Raw genomic sequence first — 15,890 nt, forward strand, 5'->3', positions numbered from 1 at the left:
ATGGACGAGACACCCGCAACCACCCCCAACAGCAACGATTACGGCGCATCCTCGATCAAGGTCCTGAAGGGCCTGGACGCGGTGCGCAAACGCCCCGGCATGTACATCGGCGACACCGACGACGGGTCGGGCCTCCACCATATGGTATTCGAGGTGAGCGACAACGCCATCGACGAGGCGCTGGCCGGCCACTGCGACCGCATCGTCATCCAGCTGAACGCCGACGGCTCCGTCAGTGTCGAGGACAATGGCCGCGGCATCCCGACCGGCATCCACCCGGAGGAAGGCGTGTCGGCGGCGGAGGTCATCATGACCCAGCTCCACGCCGGCGGTAAGTTCGAGAATACGTCTGACGACAATGCCTATAAGGTGTCGGGCGGCCTGCACGGCGTCGGCGTGTCGGTAGTCAACGCGCTCAGCGAATGGCTCGACCTGACGATCTGGCGCGATGGCGAGGAGCATTACATGCGCTTCGCCTATGGCGATGCGGTCGCCCCGCTGAAGGTCGTGGGCCCGGCGGAGGGCAAGAAGGGGACGCGCGTCACCTTCCTCGCCTCTCCCTCTACGTTCAAGATCACCGAATACGACTTCGAGAAGCTCGAGCACCGCTACCGCGAGCTCGCGTTCCTGAACTCGGGTGTCCGCCTGTTCCTGCGCGACGCGCGGCATGAGGAGGTGAAGGAAGTCGAGCTCTATTACGAGGGCGGCATCGCCGCGTTCGTGAAGTATCTCGACCGCAACAAGACCCCGCTGATGCCCGATCCGGTCGCGATCGCGGGCACCCGCGACGACGTGACCATCGACGTCGCGCTCGAGTGGAACGACAGCTATTACGAGAACGTCCTCGCCTTCACCAACAACATCCCCCAGCGTGACGGCGGCACGCATATCGCGGCGTTCCGCGCGGCGCTGACCCGGACCATCAACAACTATGCCGACAAGTCGGGCATGTTGAAGAAGGAGAAGGTGACGCTGACCGGCGACGACATGCGCGAGGGGCTGACCGCGATCGTGAGCGTGAAGCTGCCCGACCCCAAATTCTCGTCGCAGACGAAGGACAAGCTGGTCTCGTCCGAGGTCCGCCAGCCGCTCGAAAGCCTGATGGCCGACAAGATGGCCGAGTGGCTGGAGGAAAACCCCGCGACCGCCAAGGCGATCATCCAGAAGGTGATCGACGCCGCTGCGGCTCGCGAGGCCGCGAAGAAGGCGCGCGAGCTGACGCGGCGGAAAGGCGCGATGGACATCGCCTCGCTCCCCGGCAAGCTCGCCGACTGTCAGGAGCGCGATCCCGCCAAATCCGAACTGTTCCTGGTCGAGGGTGACTCGGCCGGCGGATCGGCCAAGCAGGGCCGCGACCGCCATTACCAGGCGATCCTGCCCCTGCGCGGCAAGATCCTGAACGTCGAGCGTGCGCGCTTCGACCGGATGCTCTCGAGCCGCGAGATCGGCACGCTGATCCAGGCGATGGGCACCGGCATCGGCCGCGACGACTTCAACCTGGAAAAGCTGCGCTACCACAAGATCGTCATCATGACCGACGCTGACGTCGACGGCGCGCACATCCGCACGCTGCTGCTGACGTTCTTCTACCGCCAGATGCCCGAGATCATCGAGGCCGGGCACCTCTACATCGCCCAGCCGCCGCTCTACAAAGCGACCAAGGGGCGGTCGGAAGTGTATCTGAAGGACGATGCCGCGCTCGACACCTATCTGGTCGAGGCGGGAGTGGCGGGCACGATCCTCGAATCGCCGTCGGGCACGCGATCGGGCGAGGACCTGCGCGACCTGGTCGACCATGCGCGGCGGATGCGCACGCTGATGCGCTACGTGCCGCGCCGCTACGACGCCTCGATCATCGAGGCGCTGGCGATGGGCGGTGCGCTCGATCCCGAGGCAACGCGCGACGTGCGGGCAGAGCGCCTCAGCGTCGTCGCGGCACGGATGGACCAGACCGACAGCGACGCGCGCTGGACCGCGCGCGTGACCGAGAGCGGTGGCTATCATTTCGAGCGGCTGTGGCGCGGCGTCACCGACCACCACATCATCGAGGCGACGTTCCTCGGCTCGGCGGAGGCGCGCCGCCTCCACACGCTGACGCAGGAGAATATCGCCAGCTATTCGGGCATCGGCAAGCTGGTGTCGTCGAAGGCTGCGGCCGCCGCCGCCGAGGAGCCGGTCGAGACGGACGGCGAGGGCGAGGAGAAGCCCGCGCCGGTCGCCAAGGGCGAGACTCTGATCGCGCGCCCGAGCCAGCTGCTCGACGCGATCCTGGCGGTCGGGCGCAAGGGCCTGTCGATCCAGCGCTACAAGGGACTGGGCGAGATGAATGCCGAGCAATTGTGGGAAACCACGCTCGACCCCGCCGCCCGTTCGATGCTGGTCGTCGCGGTCGACCAGGCCGACGTCGCCGACGCGATCTTCACCCAGCTGATGGGCGACGTGGTCGAGCCACGCCGCGAATTCATCCAGGAGAACGCACTGACCGTCGCCAACCTCGATGTCTGAGGTAAACGACAACCGCGCGGAGCACCGCTACGAACTGGTCGAGGACAGCGAGATGGCCTTCGCGGCGTACGAACTGGCGGGCGACACGATCACCTTTACTCACACCATCGTACCGGAGGCGATCGGCGGCCGCGGCGTCGGCAGCCGGCTGGTGGCAGCGGCGCTGGCGAATGTGCGGCAACGCGGGCTGAAGGTGGTGCCGCGGTGCGCGTTCGTGGCTGCGTATGTGGCGAAGCACCCGGAGTGGCGAGAACTACTGGTCTGATTTGCTGCTGTTCAATAAATGCACCTCCGCCGACATTACGAAGCGATAGTATCGTCCAGTTCCCGCAAGCGAGCCTCGATCTGCGGCGTAAGTTGATAGATGCCCGTCAACTCCGGCATGAGATGGCGCGTTTCTTCTTTGCCCGCGAAAGTGCCAAAATAGCGGGTCGTAGGTGAATTAAACCACATCCTTGCGACAGTTTTGCGATTATTGTCATCCAACAGGATGGCGCAATATGATTTGCTGTCACGAATGACTATTCGCTTAGGTTCGACGAGCCGCGAAGCGATGGCCTGGACGATATGAAAGCCACTCAATTCCTCTTGAGTGGTGATGATTGCTTCTTCGGGAAGCGTTGGATTCGATTCATCAGGTTCTGCCATCGCAGGTGTGGTTGCATTAAGCGCAGATGCAAGTCGATCGTTTACACCGTCACGAATGATAGCCGCTATGGTATTTGGGACCATTCGCGATATGGTATCTTTAACAGCTGGGGTCAGGCGCCCCTCGACGACCTTTGCCGCAAAAATTCGAATCAAATCGTCGCTGGGTTCAGAAAATTCATGTTCGATTGTTTTTCTAAGCAAAGACTGCAGCTTCAAATTCCCTGCTTCTAAAATAATCTGATTTATGTCAAAACCCGCCTTGGCAAATTTTTCTAGTGTTCGGACATCGGAAGGTTTGATTGCGTCCATGCTGAACGTAAAAAATGGCCTCTCGTCCATTTTGTTCGCATTCTCGACATCTGAGTAAAATTGATAGTTTACCCCATTTGTCAAAATTGCGAGTCTGCCGTCAGTCACACTGAAATAGCGAAATAACTGTGAGGCGTGTTTTACATTCAACTCTGAAGTTGACGGCTTACATTCGATTAAAATGTTGACTCTACCGTCTTGGCAGATTGCGTAATCCACCTTCTCGCCTTTTTTTATGCCGACGTCGGCGGTAAATTCCGGCACCACCTCTTTCGGATTGAAGACGTCATATCCGAGCGCCTGTAAAAATGGCATGACAAGTGCGGTCTTGGCGGCTTCCTCGGTCAGCAACACCTCTCGGTGCTCGATGGTGCGCTTTTGGAGCTCGGCCAAGCGTGTCGCGAAATCCATGTCGGTAACCCCTCTCGATGCCAAAGTTACTGGAAAATCAATGACGGGCAAGACGACTTCTCACAAAATGGTCCGGCATGGGTATTCTCGCTAGGCGGAGCTGAATCCCAGCGTCCAATTGAGCTTTCGTGCGGGCGCATGCGCGCATTAGCTGCACCTCACCAAAAAAGGGCCGGCAGCTTATCGCTACCGGCCCAGTCGTCCGCAGGAGGAACCTCTTTAATAATTATAGGCGCGCTCGCCGTGTTCGCCGAGGTCGAGGCCTTCCATCTCGACGTCCTTCGATACGCGGCCACCGGTGACGGCGCGGGCGATGTAGAAGGCGATGGTGGTGCCGATCGCGGCCCAGACGATGGTGGTGCCGACCGCGGCGAGCTGGACGATCAGCTTCGCGCCGATCGCGTAGTCCTCCGGTCCTGGCCCGCCGAGCGCGGGGGCATAGACGATCGCGGTGCCGAGCGCGCCGACGATGCCGCCGACACCGTGGATGCCGAACGCGTCCAGGCTGTCGTCATAGCCGAGCCGCGGCTTGATGATCGTGACCGCGACGAAGCAGATGATCGCGGCGACCGCGCCCAGCACGATCGCGCCGAACGGCCCCGAATTGCCCGCCGCCGGCGTCACCGCGACCAGCCCGGCAATGATGCCCGAGCAGAAGCCGAGCGCCGATCCCTTGTGGCCCGACACCTTCTCCGCCAGCATCCAGAACAGCCCGGCGCTGGCCGTCGCGACGAAGGTGTTGATCATCGCCAGCGCCGCCGATCCGTTCGCCTCCAGCGCGGAGCCGGCGTTGAACCCGAACCAGCCGACCCACAGCAGCCCGGTGCCGACCATCGTCAGCGTCAGCGAATGCGGGGCCATTCGCTCGGCGGGGAAGCCCAGCCGCTTGCCGAGGAGCACCGCGGCGACCAGCGCCGAGACGCCGGCATTGATGTGGACGACGGTGCCGCCCGCGAAATCGAGCGCGCCCATTTCGAAGAACAGCCCGCCCGCCGCCCACACCATGTGCGCTACGGGGAAATAGACGATGGTCAGCCACACGGCGGCGAACAGCATCACCGCGCTGAACTTGATCCGCTCGATCACCGACCCGAGCACCAGCGCGACCGTGATCGCGGCAAAGGTCATCTGGAAACTGACGAAGACATATTCGGGGATCTCGACCCCCTTGGTGAAGGTGGCGGCCTGCGAGGCGGGGGTGATGCCGGCCAGGAACGCCTTGCCGAAGCCCGAAATGAACGGCTTCAGCCCGTCCGACGCATCGGGGCCGAAGGCGAGGGTGTAGCCGTACATCACCCAGATCAGCATCGCGAGCGCCGCGACCGCGCCGATCTGCGTCATCACCGACAGCATGTTCTTGGTCCGCGCCAATCCGCCGTAGAACAGCGCGAGGCCGGGCAGGATCATCATCAGCACCAGGATGGTAGATGTCATCATCCAGGCGGTGTCGCCCTTGTCGACGGTCGCGACTACCGGCGCCGCGGGGGCCGCCAGCGCCGGGTGCGACAGCAGCGCCGCGCCCGCCACCCCTGCGCCGATTGTGATAAGCTGCTTCATCTGTTTCCCCCTCACGGTCCGCATCACAGGGCGGTCTGGTCGGTTTCGCCGGTGCGGATGCGCACCGCTTGCCCCACGTCGAGCACGAAGATCTTGCCGTCGCCGATCGCGCCGGTGTTGGCCGACGCCTGCACCGCCTCGACCACGCGGGGGGCGACGTCGCTGGCGCAGACGACCTCGATCTTGATCTTGGGCACCATGTTCGTGCTGTATTCGGCGCCGCGGTAGATTTCGGTCTGGCCCTTCTGGCGACCGAAGCCCTTGACCTCGGTCACGGTCATGCCCGCGACTCCGATATCGGTCAGCGCCTCGCGGACCTCGTCCAGTTTGAACGGTTTGATGATGGCGATGACAAGTTTCATGCGCGCCCCCCGGATGTCCGGAACCAGCTTCGCAAGCGGCGTGCCAGTCGTGTGGACAGCGCAATTTCAACGGCTTGGCGCGAGCCGTCGATCGTTACGCCTTGTCATTTTTTGTGCAGCTGCGAACGGATGCCCGAAAATCAGGCAGATGCGATGATCGCGCTGGCCGCCGCCACGTCCCCGTCGTCGACCATCACGCGAACCGGAATGAACAGCCAGCTGCCGTCGGCAATGCTCGCCCCGCCATCGAACGCGACCGCCGGGATGCCCTCGCTCTCGAGCCGCCCGACCAGGATATTGGCGAGGTTTCGATCGACCCGCGCGACTTCCACCAGCGCCATCAATCGTGCGCCGGCATGATCGTCTGGACGCGGGTCGGCAGGCCGTCGATGCTGCGGTCCCGCGTCGCGATCTTCGCGAGCCGCTCCGCCGGATCCTGCTGGGCGTGGTATTTGACGAGCGTCTGGCGCTCCTTCTCCAGCGTCATCCGCGGCACGCCCCAGCCGCAACTCGTCTGCACCGCATCCACCGCGATCACGAACACCTGCCGTACCCCCGGCAGCCGCGGGAACCGCGCGGCGAGCGTGTCGAAGCCGTCGTCCTGCGGCAGCACCGCGACGCCCCGTCCGTAAATCCGCAGGATCAGCGCCGGGTTGTCGAACGCGCAGAACATCATCGTGATGCGCCCGTCGGCGGCGAGGTGCGCGTGAGTCTCATTGCCCGACCCGCCGAGATCGAGCCACGCGACAGTGCGATCGTCGATGATGCGAAAGGCGTCATAGCCCTTGGGGCTGAGGTTGATCCGCGCGCCCTCCGCTGCGGTCGCGACGAAGAACACCGGCTGGCGCGCGATGAAGGCGCGGTGGTCATCGTTCAGCGCGTCGAAGAAGTCCATGACGCCGGAGAGTGTAGCGTGCGCGTCGCCCCGTGACTATGCCCGGATCATGTCGATCCTCGCCCTGCTGCTGGCCGCCGCCGGACCGGTCACCGCGCCCCCCCCGGCGCTGAAGGCCGACCCGTTCTACACCCGGCATGTCGACGCCGGCGGCATCCCGATCCTGTCGTCGGCGCGGGTACCCGATGCCGCACTGCTGGCGGCGCGATCGATCGTGCGGGGCATGACCGCGCACCGCCGGGACTTCGCGCGCTATCTGGCGAAGAGCGGCTACCGCGTTGCGATCATGGCGTCCGATGAGGCGACGACCGACCTGCCCGAACAGCGCCACTGGACGCGCCCCACCCGCGACGACCCGCGTCTCACCCGCTGCGAGCGCAAGCATTACGACGCCCGCATCGGCGCGATGACCGATCGCGCCTACTGGAATGCCCGCGCGCGCGGCATGTCGGGCCGGCTCACCAGCGGCGCGGTCGAGGATGTGCTGGGCCTGCGCTCCTCGCGCTATTGGGGGGAGACGATCCTGGTCCACGAATTCGCCCACGATATCTTGTTCGCGGCCTATGCGGTCGACCGCCCGCTATACGCCGCGGTCGCCGCCGCCTTCGAAGCGGCGCGCGCGAGTGGACGGTGGAAGGACGAATATGCCGCCACCAACGTCGGCGAATATTGGGCGGAGGGGACGCAATTTTGGTTCGAGTCGAACCGGCTGGCGGCGTTCGACGGGCGCCGCATCCTGAGCCAAGACGACCTGAAGGCGTATGATCCCGCGCTCTACGCGACGTTGCAGCGCGCGTACGGCTCCAGCCACCGGCTGGCGGGCGACCCCTTCCACCGATCGCCCGCCCGCGTGCCGCCAGGACCGCCACCGGTGAACACCGCCGAGGTTTGCTGAAAGCCCCGTGCTTTACCCTCACGCGCGGTTGACGCGGGCGCGCTACCCTCACGCGCGGTTGACGCGGGCGCGCTGCCCTGCTTTCGGATGGCCAACACCTGCGAATGAGCGCGAAGGACGTTGTGATGGCCGAGTTCACCCTGCCGAAGAACAGCAAGATCACCGGCAAGGCCCGCAAGCACGCCGCGCCGGTGGGCGCCAAGCGGGTCAAGAATTTCAAGATCTACCGCTACGATCCCGACACCGGCGAAAACCCGCGCTACGACGAATTCGCGATCGACCTGGACGATTGCGGGCCGATGGTCCTCGACGCGCTCATCAAGATCAAGGGCGACGTCGATCCGTCGCTGACCTTCCGCCGCTCGTGCCGCGAGGGCATCTGCGGATCGTGTTCGATGAACATGGACGGCAAGAACGGCCTCGCCTGCACCACCGCGATCGAGGATATCAAGGGCGAGGTGAAGATCACACCGCTGCCGGCGATGGACGTCATCAAGGATCTCGTCCCCGACTTCACCCATTTCTACGCGCAATATGCCTCGATCAAGCCGTGGCTGCAGACGGTGACGCCGCCGCCCTCGGGCAAGGAACGGCTCCAGTCGCCCGAGGACCGCGCGAAACTCGACGGGCTGTACGAATGCATCCTGTGCGCCTGCTGCTCGACATCGTGCCCCAGCTACTGGTGGAACAGCGACAAGTTCCTGGGGCCGGCGATCCTGCTCCAGGCCTATCGCTGGCTCGCCGACAGCCGCGACGAGATGACCGGCGAGCGCCTCGACGAGCTCGAGGATCCGTTCCGCCTGTATCGCTGCCATACGATCATGAACTGCGCCAATGCGTGCCCGAAGGGCCTCAATCCGGCGAAGGCGATCGCGGAAATCAAGAAGATGGAAGTCGAGCGGATCGTTTGATCCCAACCTGACCGTTCGTTTCGAGCGAAGTCGAGAAACGGGTTCGCGCGCCTGACCAGCGTTTCTCGACTTCGCTCGAAACGAACGGAATGGATGTCTTGACCACCACCGCCCCCCTGTTCACCTACGTCGACGACCCCGACAATCCGGGGTGGAAGCTGTGGCAGGCGACCGATCCGACGCGGTTCAACACGATGCTGGGCGCGCTGTCGGTGCGCGTCGATGGCGGCATCGCACGGGTGCGGATGACGCCCGAGCATCGCCATTCGAACCTGCGCGACCATGTCCACGGCGGCGCTCTGCTGGGCTTCATCGACGTCGCGATGTTCGCCGCCTGCCGCGGGTTCGGCGTGCTGACCGCGGGCGCGGCGGTGACGCTGGACCTCTCCACCCAGTTCATCGGCGGGGCGGAGATCGGGCGCCCGATCGAGGCGCAGGTCGAGCTGCTGCGCGAGACCGGGCGGATGCTGTTCGTCCGCGGGCTGGTGGTGCAGGACGATACCAAGGTCGCCGCGTTTTCCGGCACGCTGCGCAAGAGCACGCCGCCCAAGGGAATCGTCTGATGCTCCCCTCCCCGGAAGGGAGGGGCTGGGGGTGGGTCGGCCCGCGTGGACGCGGATCGATCGCTCCATACCTACCCACCCCCGACCCCTCCCTTCCAGGGAGGGGAGTTTTGATGATATGAACCGCGTCCTCGCCCGCTACGAAGCCCTCGTCGCGTCGGGCGAACTCCGCCCCGACCCCGCGCAGGCCGCCGCCGCCGCGCGGCTGCAGCAACTCGCCGACCAACTCGAGGCAACGCCCAAGCGCGGCAGCATCCTGTGGCGGGCGCTTGGTCGTGCGCCCGAGGCACCGCGCGGGCTGTACCTCTGGGGCGGGGTGGGGCGCGGCAAGTCGATGCTGATGGACCTGTTCTTCGGCTGCCTCGATATCCGCCGCAAACGCCGTGTCCACTTCCACGAATTCATGGCCGAGGTGCACGCGCGCCTGCACGTCGAGCGGCGCAAGGAAGCCGGCGACCCGATCCCGCCGGTCGCGGCGGTGATGGCGGCGGACGCGCGGCTGCTGGCGTTCGACGAACTGGTCGTGACCAACATGGCCGACGCGGCGATCCTGTCGCGGCTGTTCGCCGAATTCTTCGCCGCCGGCGTGACCGTGGTCGCGACGTCGAACCGTGCGCCTGCCGATCTCTACAAGGACGGGCTCAACCGCCACCTGTTCCTGCCCTTCATCGACCTGCTCGGCGAAAAGCTCGACGTGATGCCGCTGAACGGGCCGACCGATTACCGGCTCGACCGGCTGGGTGACGGGGAGACGTGGCACGTCCCGAACGGGGAGGAGGCGACCGCGGCGGTGTCCGCCACCTTCTTTCGCCTGACCGACTTCGACCCCGCCGACCGCGCGCATGTGCCGAGCGAAGACCTGGACGTCGGCGGCGGGCGGACGCTGCACGTGCCCAAGAGCCTGAAGGGCGTCGGGGTTTTTTCGTTCAAGCGCCTGTGCGGCGAACCGCGCGGCGTACCCGACTACCTCGCCATCGCGCGGCATTTCCACACCGTCATCATCGTCGGCATCCCGCGCATGGGACCGGAGAACCGCAACGAGGCGGCGCGGTTCGTGACGCTGATCGACGCGCTGTACGAACACAAGGTCAAGCTGATCGCCAGCGCCGATGCCTCCCCGCAAGACCTCTACGTCGCCGGCGACGGCGCCTTCGAATTCGAACGCACCGCCAGCCGTCTGATGGAGATGCGGTCGGTCGACTATCTGGCGCTGGGGCACGGGGTCGATTGAGCTTATCGCTACTGCGAACAAGTTGCAGTAAAATCCTTAATGCCCTCGCGTTACGTGGTTGCCCTCACGCCGGGTTGCGCCTATGGCCCCTCCCGACTTCGCGCGTCTGTTGAACGGTTTTCGGGGCGCGCCCGACGATCAACTGAACGGAGAGACGATTTTGGCTCGCAAGAAGATCGCGCTGATCGGCGCCGGCAACATCGGCGGCACGCTGGCGCACCTCGCCGCCCTGAAGGGGCTGGGCGACATCGTCCTGTTCGACGTGGTGGAGGGCGTGCCGCAGGGCAAGGCGCTCGACCTCAGCCAGTGCGGACCGGTCGAGGGCTTCGACGCCACGATCACCGGCACCAATGATTACAACGACATCGCCGGTGCCGACGTCATCATCGTCACCGCCGGCGTCGCCCGCAAGCCGGGCATGAGCCGGGACGACCTGCTCGGCATCAACCTGAAGGTGATGAAGGCGGTCGGCGAGGGCATTGCCGAGCATGCCCCCGACGCGTTCGTCATCTGCATCACCAACCCATTGGACGCGATGGTGTGGGCGCTGCGCGAATTCTCGGGCCTCCCGCATCACAAGGTCGTCGGCATGGCCGGCGTGCTGGACTCGGCGCGCTTCAGCCACTTTCTCGCCGAGGAATTCAAGGTTTCGGTGAAGGACGTGACCAGCTTCGTGCTCGGCGGCCACGGCGACACGATGGTACCGGTCATCCAGTATTCGACCGTCAGCGGCATCCCGGTTCCCGACCTCATCAAGATGGGCCGGTCGAGCCAGGAGAAGATCGACGCGATCGTCAAGCGCACTCGCGGCGGCGGCGGCGAAATCGTCGCGCTGCTGAAGACGGGCTCCGCCTACTACGCCCCCGCGACCAGCGGCATCGCGATGGCCGAAGCGTACCTCTACGACCAGAAGCGCGTCCTGCCTGCGGCGGCGCACCTGACCGGCCAGTACGGCATCGACGACCTGTATGTCGGCGTGCCGGTGGTGATCGGTGCCGGCGGCGTCGAGCAGGTCGTTGAGATCGCGCTGGACGACGAAGCCAAGGGCAACCTCGCCGTGTCGGTCGACGCGGTCAAGGAACTGCTGGTTGCCTGCAAGGGGATTGACGAGAGCCTTAAATAATTTCCCTCCCCGGCGAAGGCCGGGGTCCAGTAGCGGGGCCGAGCGATGGAAGATCAGGCCTGCGTCTACGTCATGGCGAGCGCGAGAAACGGAACGCTGTATCTCGGCTCGACAGTGAACCTGGCCCGACGGGTGTGGGAGCACCGCAACGGGGTCGTTGATGGGTTCACGAAGACACACGGCTGCAAGCTCCTCGTCTGGTACGAGGTTGTCGGTAGCTGGGAAGCCGCACGGCAGCGCGAGCTGCAGATGAAGGAGTGGAAGCGCGCGTGGAAGCTGCGAGAGATCGAAGGGCTCAAACCCGATTGGGATGACCTTTACGATCGTATCGTGCAGCCATGACCGTGTTCCCGACTGGACCCCGGCCTTCGCCGGGGTGGTAAGGATTGAGATCGAATGAGCATCCTCGTCGACAAGAACACCAAGGTCATCACCCAGGGGATGACCGGCGAAACCGGCAGCTTCCATACGCAGGCGGCGCTGGCCTACGGCACGCAGATGGTCGGCGGTGTCACGCCGGGGAAGGGTGGGACGACCCACCTCGACCTGCCGGTGTACAATACCGTTGCCGAGGCCGTGACCAAGACCGGCGCCGATGCGTCCGTCATTTACGTCCCGCCGCCCTTCGCTGCGGACTCGATCCTCGAGGCGATCGACGCCGAAGTGCCGCTGATCGTGTGCATCACCGAGGGCATCCCGGTGCTCGACATGGTCAAGGTCAAGCGGGCGCTGAGCGGCTCGAAGTCGCGGCTGATCGGCCCGAACTGCCCCGGCGTGCTGACGCCCGGCGAATGCAAGATCGGCATCATGCCCGGCAGCATCTTCTCCAAAGGCTCGGTCGGCGTCGTCTCGCGCTCGGGTACGCTGACCTATGAGGCGGTGTTCCAGACGACCAACGCCGGCCTTGGCCAGACCACCGCGGTCGGGATTGGTGGCGATCCGGTCAACGGCACCAACTTCATCGACGTGCTCGAGCTGTTTCTGGCGGACGAGGCGACCCAGTCGATCATCATGATTGGCGAAATCGGCGGCGATGCCGAGGAGCAGGCGGCGCAGTTCCTGATCGACGAGGCGAAGCGCGGGCGCTCGAAGCCGATGGCGGGTTTCATCGCTGGTCGCACGGCGCCTCCGGGTCGTCGCATGGGCCACGCCGGCGCGATCGTGTCGGGCGGCAAGGGCGATGCGGAATCGAAGATCGCGGCGATGGAAGCGGCGGGAATCAAGGTGTCCCAGAGCCCGTCGCTGCTCGGCGAGACGCTGCTGGAAGTGTTGAAGGGTTAAAGCCTTCTCCGGAGGGAGAAGGATACTAGGCTTGGCAGCATGCTGCCTAGCGGAAGTTGGATGAGGGGAGCCGCTCTCGACAGGGTGATCCCCTCACCCAGCTCCGACTAAGGCCTTTCAGGCCTAAGTCTGCGCAACCCTCTCCCGACGGGAGAGGGGAGGAGTTGGTAGATGGGCTACGAAGGCCAGGATTTCTCGGACATCGCCGGCGGCGTTTCGCCGGCGTTCGTGGACACGCTCTACGCGAAGTTCAAGGCGGCGCCCGACAGCGTCGAGGCGGGCTGGCGCGCGTTCTTCGAGGGGCTCGAGGGGTCGACGTCCGGCCCGTCTTGGGCGAACCCGACCTGGCCGCCAAAGGACACCGACGCGCTGACCGCAGGCCTCGACCCTACACAAATGGAGCCGGCGCCCAAGCCCGCCAAGCCGGGTGCAACGCCCGCCGCCGCGCCATCCGCGGCGGCCTCCACCGACGCCATCCGCAAGGCCGCCGACGCCTCGATCCGCGCGATGACTCTCATCCGCACCTATCGTGTGCGCGGGCACCTCGCCGCCAATCTCGATCCGCTCGGCCTGATGAAGCGCGAGCTGCCCGAGGATCTGAAGACCGAATATCACGGCTTCACCGACGACCAGATCGATACCCCCGTCTATCTCGGCGGGGCGATGGGCCTCGAAACCGCGACGATCCGCGAACTGATCGACATCCTGCGCGCCAATTACTGCGGCAACGTCGGCCTGGAATATATGCACATCGCCGACGTCGAGGAGCGGCGGTTCCTGCAGGACCGGATGGAAGGCAAGGACAAGGCCATCCAGTTCACGCCCGACGGCAAGAAGGCGATCCTGTCGAAGGTGATCGCCGCCGAGGGTTACGAGAAGTTCCTGGGCCGCAAGTATGTCGGCACCAAGCGGTTCGGCCTCGACGGCGGTGAGAGCATGATCCCCGCGCTCGAAAGCGTCATCAAATACGGCGGCCAGATGGGCGTCAACGAGATCGTGTTCGGCATGGCCCACCGCGGACGGCTGAACATGCTGACCAACGTGATGGGCAAGCCGTACCGCGCGGTGTTCAACGAATTCTCGGGCGGCTCGGCCAACCCGGAGGACGTCGGCGGATCGGGCGACGTCAAATATCACCTCGGCACCAGCACCGATCGCGAATTCGACGGGATCAGTGTCCACATGTCGCTGGTCGCCAACCCCAGCCACCTCGAGGCCGAAGACCCCGTCGTGCTGGGCAAGGCGCGCGCGATCCAGACGATCGCCGGCGATCTGAAGGAGCACAAGGCGGCCTTGCCCGTGCTGATCCACGGCGACGCCGCGTTCGCGGGGCAGGGCATCGTGTGGGAATGCTTCGGCTTCTCCGGCATCCGCGGCTACAATACCGGCGGCTGCATCCATTTCGTCGTGAACAACCAGATCGGTTTCACGACCAGCCCGCAGTTCGCGCGATCGTCGCCCTATCCGTCCGACGTCGCGAAGGGCGTTCAGGCGCCGGTGTTTCATGTGAACGGCGACGATCCCGAGGCGGTGACCTTCGCCTGCAAGATGGCGATCGAGTTCCGCCAGACCTTCCACCGCGACGTCGTGATCGACATGTGGTGCTATCGCCGCTTCGGCCACAACGAGGGCGACGAGCCGTCGTTCACCCAGCCGCTGATGTATGCCGCGATCAAGGGGCACCCGGGCGTTGCCGAGCTTTATGCAAAGCGGCTGGTGGGCGAAGGCGTGGTCGACCAGGCCTGGGTCGACGAGCAGTGGAAGCAGTTCGACACGCTGATGGAAGGCGAGTTCGAGGCCGGCGCCTCTTACAAGCCCAACAAGGCCGACTGGTTCGCCGGGCGCTGGTCGGGCCTGCACGCCCCCGCCGACGCCGAAACCGCGCGCCGCAACGTCGAGACGGGCGTCGACCGCAAGCTGTTCGACAGCCTGGGCCGCACGCTGACCACAGTTCCCGACAGCGTGAAGATCCACAAGACGCTCGCCCGCGTGCTCGATGCGAAGGCGAACATGTTCAAGTCGGGCGAGAATTTCGACTGGGCAACCGGCGAGGCGCTCGCGTTCGGCGCGCTGCTGTCCGAGGGCTACGGCGTCCGGCTGTCGGGCCAGGATTCGGGCCGCGGCACGTTCAGCCAGCGTCACGCCGTCTGGGTCGACCAGACCGACGAGCATAAGTACATCCCGCTGTGCGAAATCGAGCATGGTCGGTTCGAAGTGCTCGACAGCCCGCTGTCCGAATATGGCGTGCTCGGCTTCGAATACGGCTACGCGCTCGCCGATCCGAAGACGCTGGTGCTGTGGGAGGCGCAGTTCGGCGACTTCGTCAACGGCGCGCAGATCATGATCGACCAGTTCATCACGAGCGGAGAATCGAAGTGGCTCCGCGCCAACGGCCTCGTGATGCTGCTGCCCCACGGGTACGAGGGGCAGGGTCCGGAGCATTCGTCTGCGCGCCCCGAACGCTTCCTGCAGGCGTGCGCGCAGGACAATATCCAGGTCGCCAACTGCACCACCCCGGCCAATTACTTCCACCTGCTGCGCCGGCAGATGCACCGCACCTTCCGCAAGCCGCTCGTCATCATGACGCCCAAGTCGCTGCTGCGGCACAAGCTGGCGGTGTCGAAGGCCGCGGACTTCCAAGGCGACAGCCACTTCATGCGGATCCTGTCCGATCCGAAGGCCCCGGCGGATACGGAGACGAAGCGGCTGGTGCTGTGCACCGGCAAGGTCGCCTATGACCTGATGGAGGCGCGCGATGCCGCGGGCGACACCGCGACGCAGATCGTGCGCGTCGAACAGCTCTATCCTTTCCCCGGAGAGGCGCTGACCGCGCGGCTGAACCGCATGCCCGCGCTGGAGGATGTGGTGTGGGCGCAGGAGGAGCCGAAGAACAACGGCTACTGGTTCTTCGTCGAGCCGCTGATCGAGGAGGCGCTGGCCGCGTCGACCTGCGGGATCGGGCGCGCGCGCTATGCCGGGCGTGCCGCTTCGGCCTCGCCCGCTACCGGCCTGATGAAGCGCCACCAGCTCGAACAGGGCGCGCTAGTCGCCGAGGCGCTCGGCCACAACGTCCGCGAGGAAATCCGCCGCGCGCAGAAGACCGAAGATCCGAAGACCGCCGGCAAGGCGGGGGCGTGAAGCATTGCCCTTCCTGTTCACCGGCGAAGGCCGGGGTCCAGTCGGGCTGGATCGACTG

The 15,890-nt window shown here is 65.1% G+C and carries 15 protein-coding genes; 10 read left to right on the forward strand and 5 right to left on the reverse strand.

Annotated features, from left to right (window positions below):
* A complete protein-coding gene (gyrB, locus tag M9980_RS00465; protein WP_422921373.1) occupies nt 1–2,505 on the forward strand; it encodes a DNA topoisomerase (ATP-hydrolyzing) subunit B in 2,505 nt (834 codons plus the stop codon).
* Nucleotides 2,498–2,770, forward strand: a complete 273-nt coding sequence (locus M9980_RS00470; protein ID WP_250752286.1) for a GNAT family N-acetyltransferase — start codon at nt 2,498–2,500, stop codon at nt 2,768–2,770. Before gyrB ends, M9980_RS00470 begins: the two co-directional genes overlap by 8 nt.
* Before the next feature lie 35 nt (nt 2,771–2,805).
* Here the strand turns inward: M9980_RS00470 and M9980_RS00475 are convergent, their stop codons facing one another.
* From M9980_RS00475 to M9980_RS00495, 5 genes are all read right to left on the reverse strand, one after another.
* The gene (locus M9980_RS00475; protein WP_250752289.1) at nt 2,806–3,876 is read right to left on the reverse strand and encodes a type I restriction endonuclease; all 1,071 of its coding nucleotides are present in this window, start codon (nt 3,874–3,876) and stop codon (nt 2,806–2,808) included.
* A 219-nt stretch (nt 3,877–4,095) separates the two neighbouring features.
* Complete coding sequence (locus M9980_RS00480; protein ID WP_250752291.1) at nt 4,096–5,433, reverse strand: ammonium transporter; 1,338 nt, start codon at nt 5,431–5,433, stop codon at nt 4,096–4,098.
* Nucleotides 5,434–5,456: 23 nt separating this feature from the next.
* On the reverse strand, nt 5,457–5,795 hold the full coding sequence (locus M9980_RS00485; protein ID WP_250752293.1) for a P-II family nitrogen regulator: 339 nt from the start codon (nt 5,793–5,795) through the stop codon (nt 5,457–5,459).
* 140 nt (nt 5,796–5,935) lie between these two features.
* On the reverse strand, nt 5,936–6,136 hold the full coding sequence (locus M9980_RS00490; RefSeq protein WP_250752295.1) for a putative signal transducing protein: 201 nt from the start codon (nt 6,134–6,136) through the stop codon (nt 5,936–5,938).
* On the reverse strand, nt 6,136–6,690 hold the full coding sequence (locus tag M9980_RS00495; protein ID WP_250752297.1) for a pyridoxamine 5'-phosphate oxidase family protein: 555 nt from the start codon (nt 6,688–6,690) through the stop codon (nt 6,136–6,138). Before M9980_RS00495 ends, M9980_RS00490 begins: the two co-directional genes overlap by 1 nt.
* 49 nt (nt 6,691–6,739) lie before the next feature.
* Between M9980_RS00495 and M9980_RS00500 the strand changes: the two genes are divergently transcribed.
* From M9980_RS00500 to M9980_RS00535, 8 genes are all read left to right on the forward strand, one after another.
* The gene (locus tag M9980_RS00500; protein WP_250752299.1) at nt 6,740–7,585 is read left to right on the forward strand and encodes a glycoside hydrolase; all 846 of its coding nucleotides are present in this window, start codon (nt 6,740–6,742) and stop codon (nt 7,583–7,585) included.
* A 125-nt stretch (nt 7,586–7,710) separates the two neighbouring features.
* The gene (locus tag M9980_RS00505) at nt 7,711–8,496 is read left to right on the forward strand and encodes a succinate dehydrogenase iron-sulfur subunit (protein WP_250752301.1); all 786 of its coding nucleotides are present in this window, start codon (nt 7,711–7,713) and stop codon (nt 8,494–8,496) included.
* 98 nt (nt 8,497–8,594) lie between these two features.
* On the forward strand, nt 8,595–9,059 hold the full coding sequence (locus M9980_RS00510) for a PaaI family thioesterase (RefSeq protein ID WP_250752303.1): 465 nt from the start codon (nt 8,595–8,597) through the stop codon (nt 9,057–9,059).
* A 118-nt stretch (nt 9,060–9,177) separates the two neighbouring features.
* Nucleotides 9,178–10,290: a cell division protein ZapE gene (gene zapE, locus M9980_RS00515; protein ID WP_250752305.1), complete on the forward strand. Its 1,113-nt coding sequence runs from the start codon at nt 9,178–9,180 to the stop codon at nt 10,288–10,290.
* Between the two features lie 160 nt (nt 10,291–10,450).
* Nucleotides 10,451–11,413, forward strand: coding sequence for a malate dehydrogenase (gene mdh / locus M9980_RS00520; RefSeq protein WP_250755005.1), 963 nt, complete (start codon nt 10,451–10,453; stop codon nt 11,411–11,413).
* 45 nt (nt 11,414–11,458) lie between these two features.
* A complete protein-coding gene (locus tag M9980_RS00525) occupies nt 11,459–11,755 on the forward strand; it encodes a GIY-YIG nuclease family protein (protein WP_250752307.1) in 297 nt (98 codons plus the stop codon).
* Between the two features lie 54 nt (nt 11,756–11,809).
* The gene (gene sucD / locus M9980_RS00530; protein WP_250752309.1) at nt 11,810–12,694 is read left to right on the forward strand and encodes a succinate--CoA ligase subunit alpha; all 885 of its coding nucleotides are present in this window, start codon (nt 11,810–11,812) and stop codon (nt 12,692–12,694) included.
* A 171-nt stretch (nt 12,695–12,865) separates the two neighbouring features.
* Nucleotides 12,866–15,832, forward strand: coding sequence for a 2-oxoglutarate dehydrogenase E1 component (locus M9980_RS00535; protein WP_250752311.1), 2,967 nt, complete (start codon nt 12,866–12,868; stop codon nt 15,830–15,832).
* The last annotated feature ends 58 nt before the right edge of the window (nt 15,833–15,890 follow it).

This window comes from Sphingomonas donggukensis, assembly GCF_023674425.1.
GTDB classification, from domain to species: domain Bacteria; phylum Pseudomonadota; class Alphaproteobacteria; order Sphingomonadales; family Sphingomonadaceae; genus Sphingomonas; species Sphingomonas donggukensis.

Excerpts from the sequence above, each read along its gene's own strand:
- M9980_RS00505 (WP_250752301.1), top strand. The coding sequence starts at position 7,711 with ATGGCCGAGTTCACCCTGCCGAAGAACAGCAAGATCACCGGCAAGGCC.
- M9980_RS00490 (WP_250752295.1), bottom strand. The coding sequence starts at position 6,136 with ATGGCGCTGGTGGAAGTCGCGCGGGTCGATCGAAACCTCGCCAATATC.
- gyrB (WP_422921373.1), top strand. The coding sequence starts at position 1 with ATGGACGAGACACCCGCAACCACCCCCAACAGCAACGATTACGGCGCA.
- M9980_RS00525 (WP_250752307.1), top strand. The coding sequence starts at position 11,459 with ATGGAAGATCAGGCCTGCGTCTACGTCATGGCGAGCGCGAGAAACGGA.
- M9980_RS00495 (WP_250752297.1), bottom strand. The coding sequence starts at position 6,690 with ATGGACTTCTTCGACGCGCTGAACGATGACCACCGCGCCTTCATCGCG.
- M9980_RS00485 (WP_250752293.1), bottom strand. The coding sequence starts at position 5,795 with ATGAAACTTGTCATCGCCATCATCAAACCGTTCAAACTGGACGAGGTC.
- zapE (WP_250752305.1), top strand. The coding sequence starts at position 9,178 with ATGAACCGCGTCCTCGCCCGCTACGAAGCCCTCGTCGCGTCGGGCGAA.
- sucD (WP_250752309.1), top strand. The coding sequence starts at position 11,810 with ATGAGCATCCTCGTCGACAAGAACACCAAGGTCATCACCCAGGGGATG.
- M9980_RS00500 (WP_250752299.1), top strand. The coding sequence starts at position 6,740 with ATGTCGATCCTCGCCCTGCTGCTGGCCGCCGCCGGACCGGTCACCGCG.
- M9980_RS00480 (WP_250752291.1), bottom strand. The coding sequence starts at position 5,433 with ATGAAGCAGCTTATCACAATCGGCGCAGGGGTGGCGGGCGCGGCGCTG.
- M9980_RS00535 (WP_250752311.1), top strand. The coding sequence starts at position 12,866 with ATGGGCTACGAAGGCCAGGATTTCTCGGACATCGCCGGCGGCGTTTCG.
- M9980_RS00475 (WP_250752289.1), bottom strand. The coding sequence starts at position 3,876 with ATGGATTTCGCGACACGCTTGGCCGAGCTCCAAAAGCGCACCATCGAG.
- M9980_RS00470 (WP_250752286.1), top strand. The coding sequence starts at position 2,498 with ATGTCTGAGGTAAACGACAACCGCGCGGAGCACCGCTACGAACTGGTC.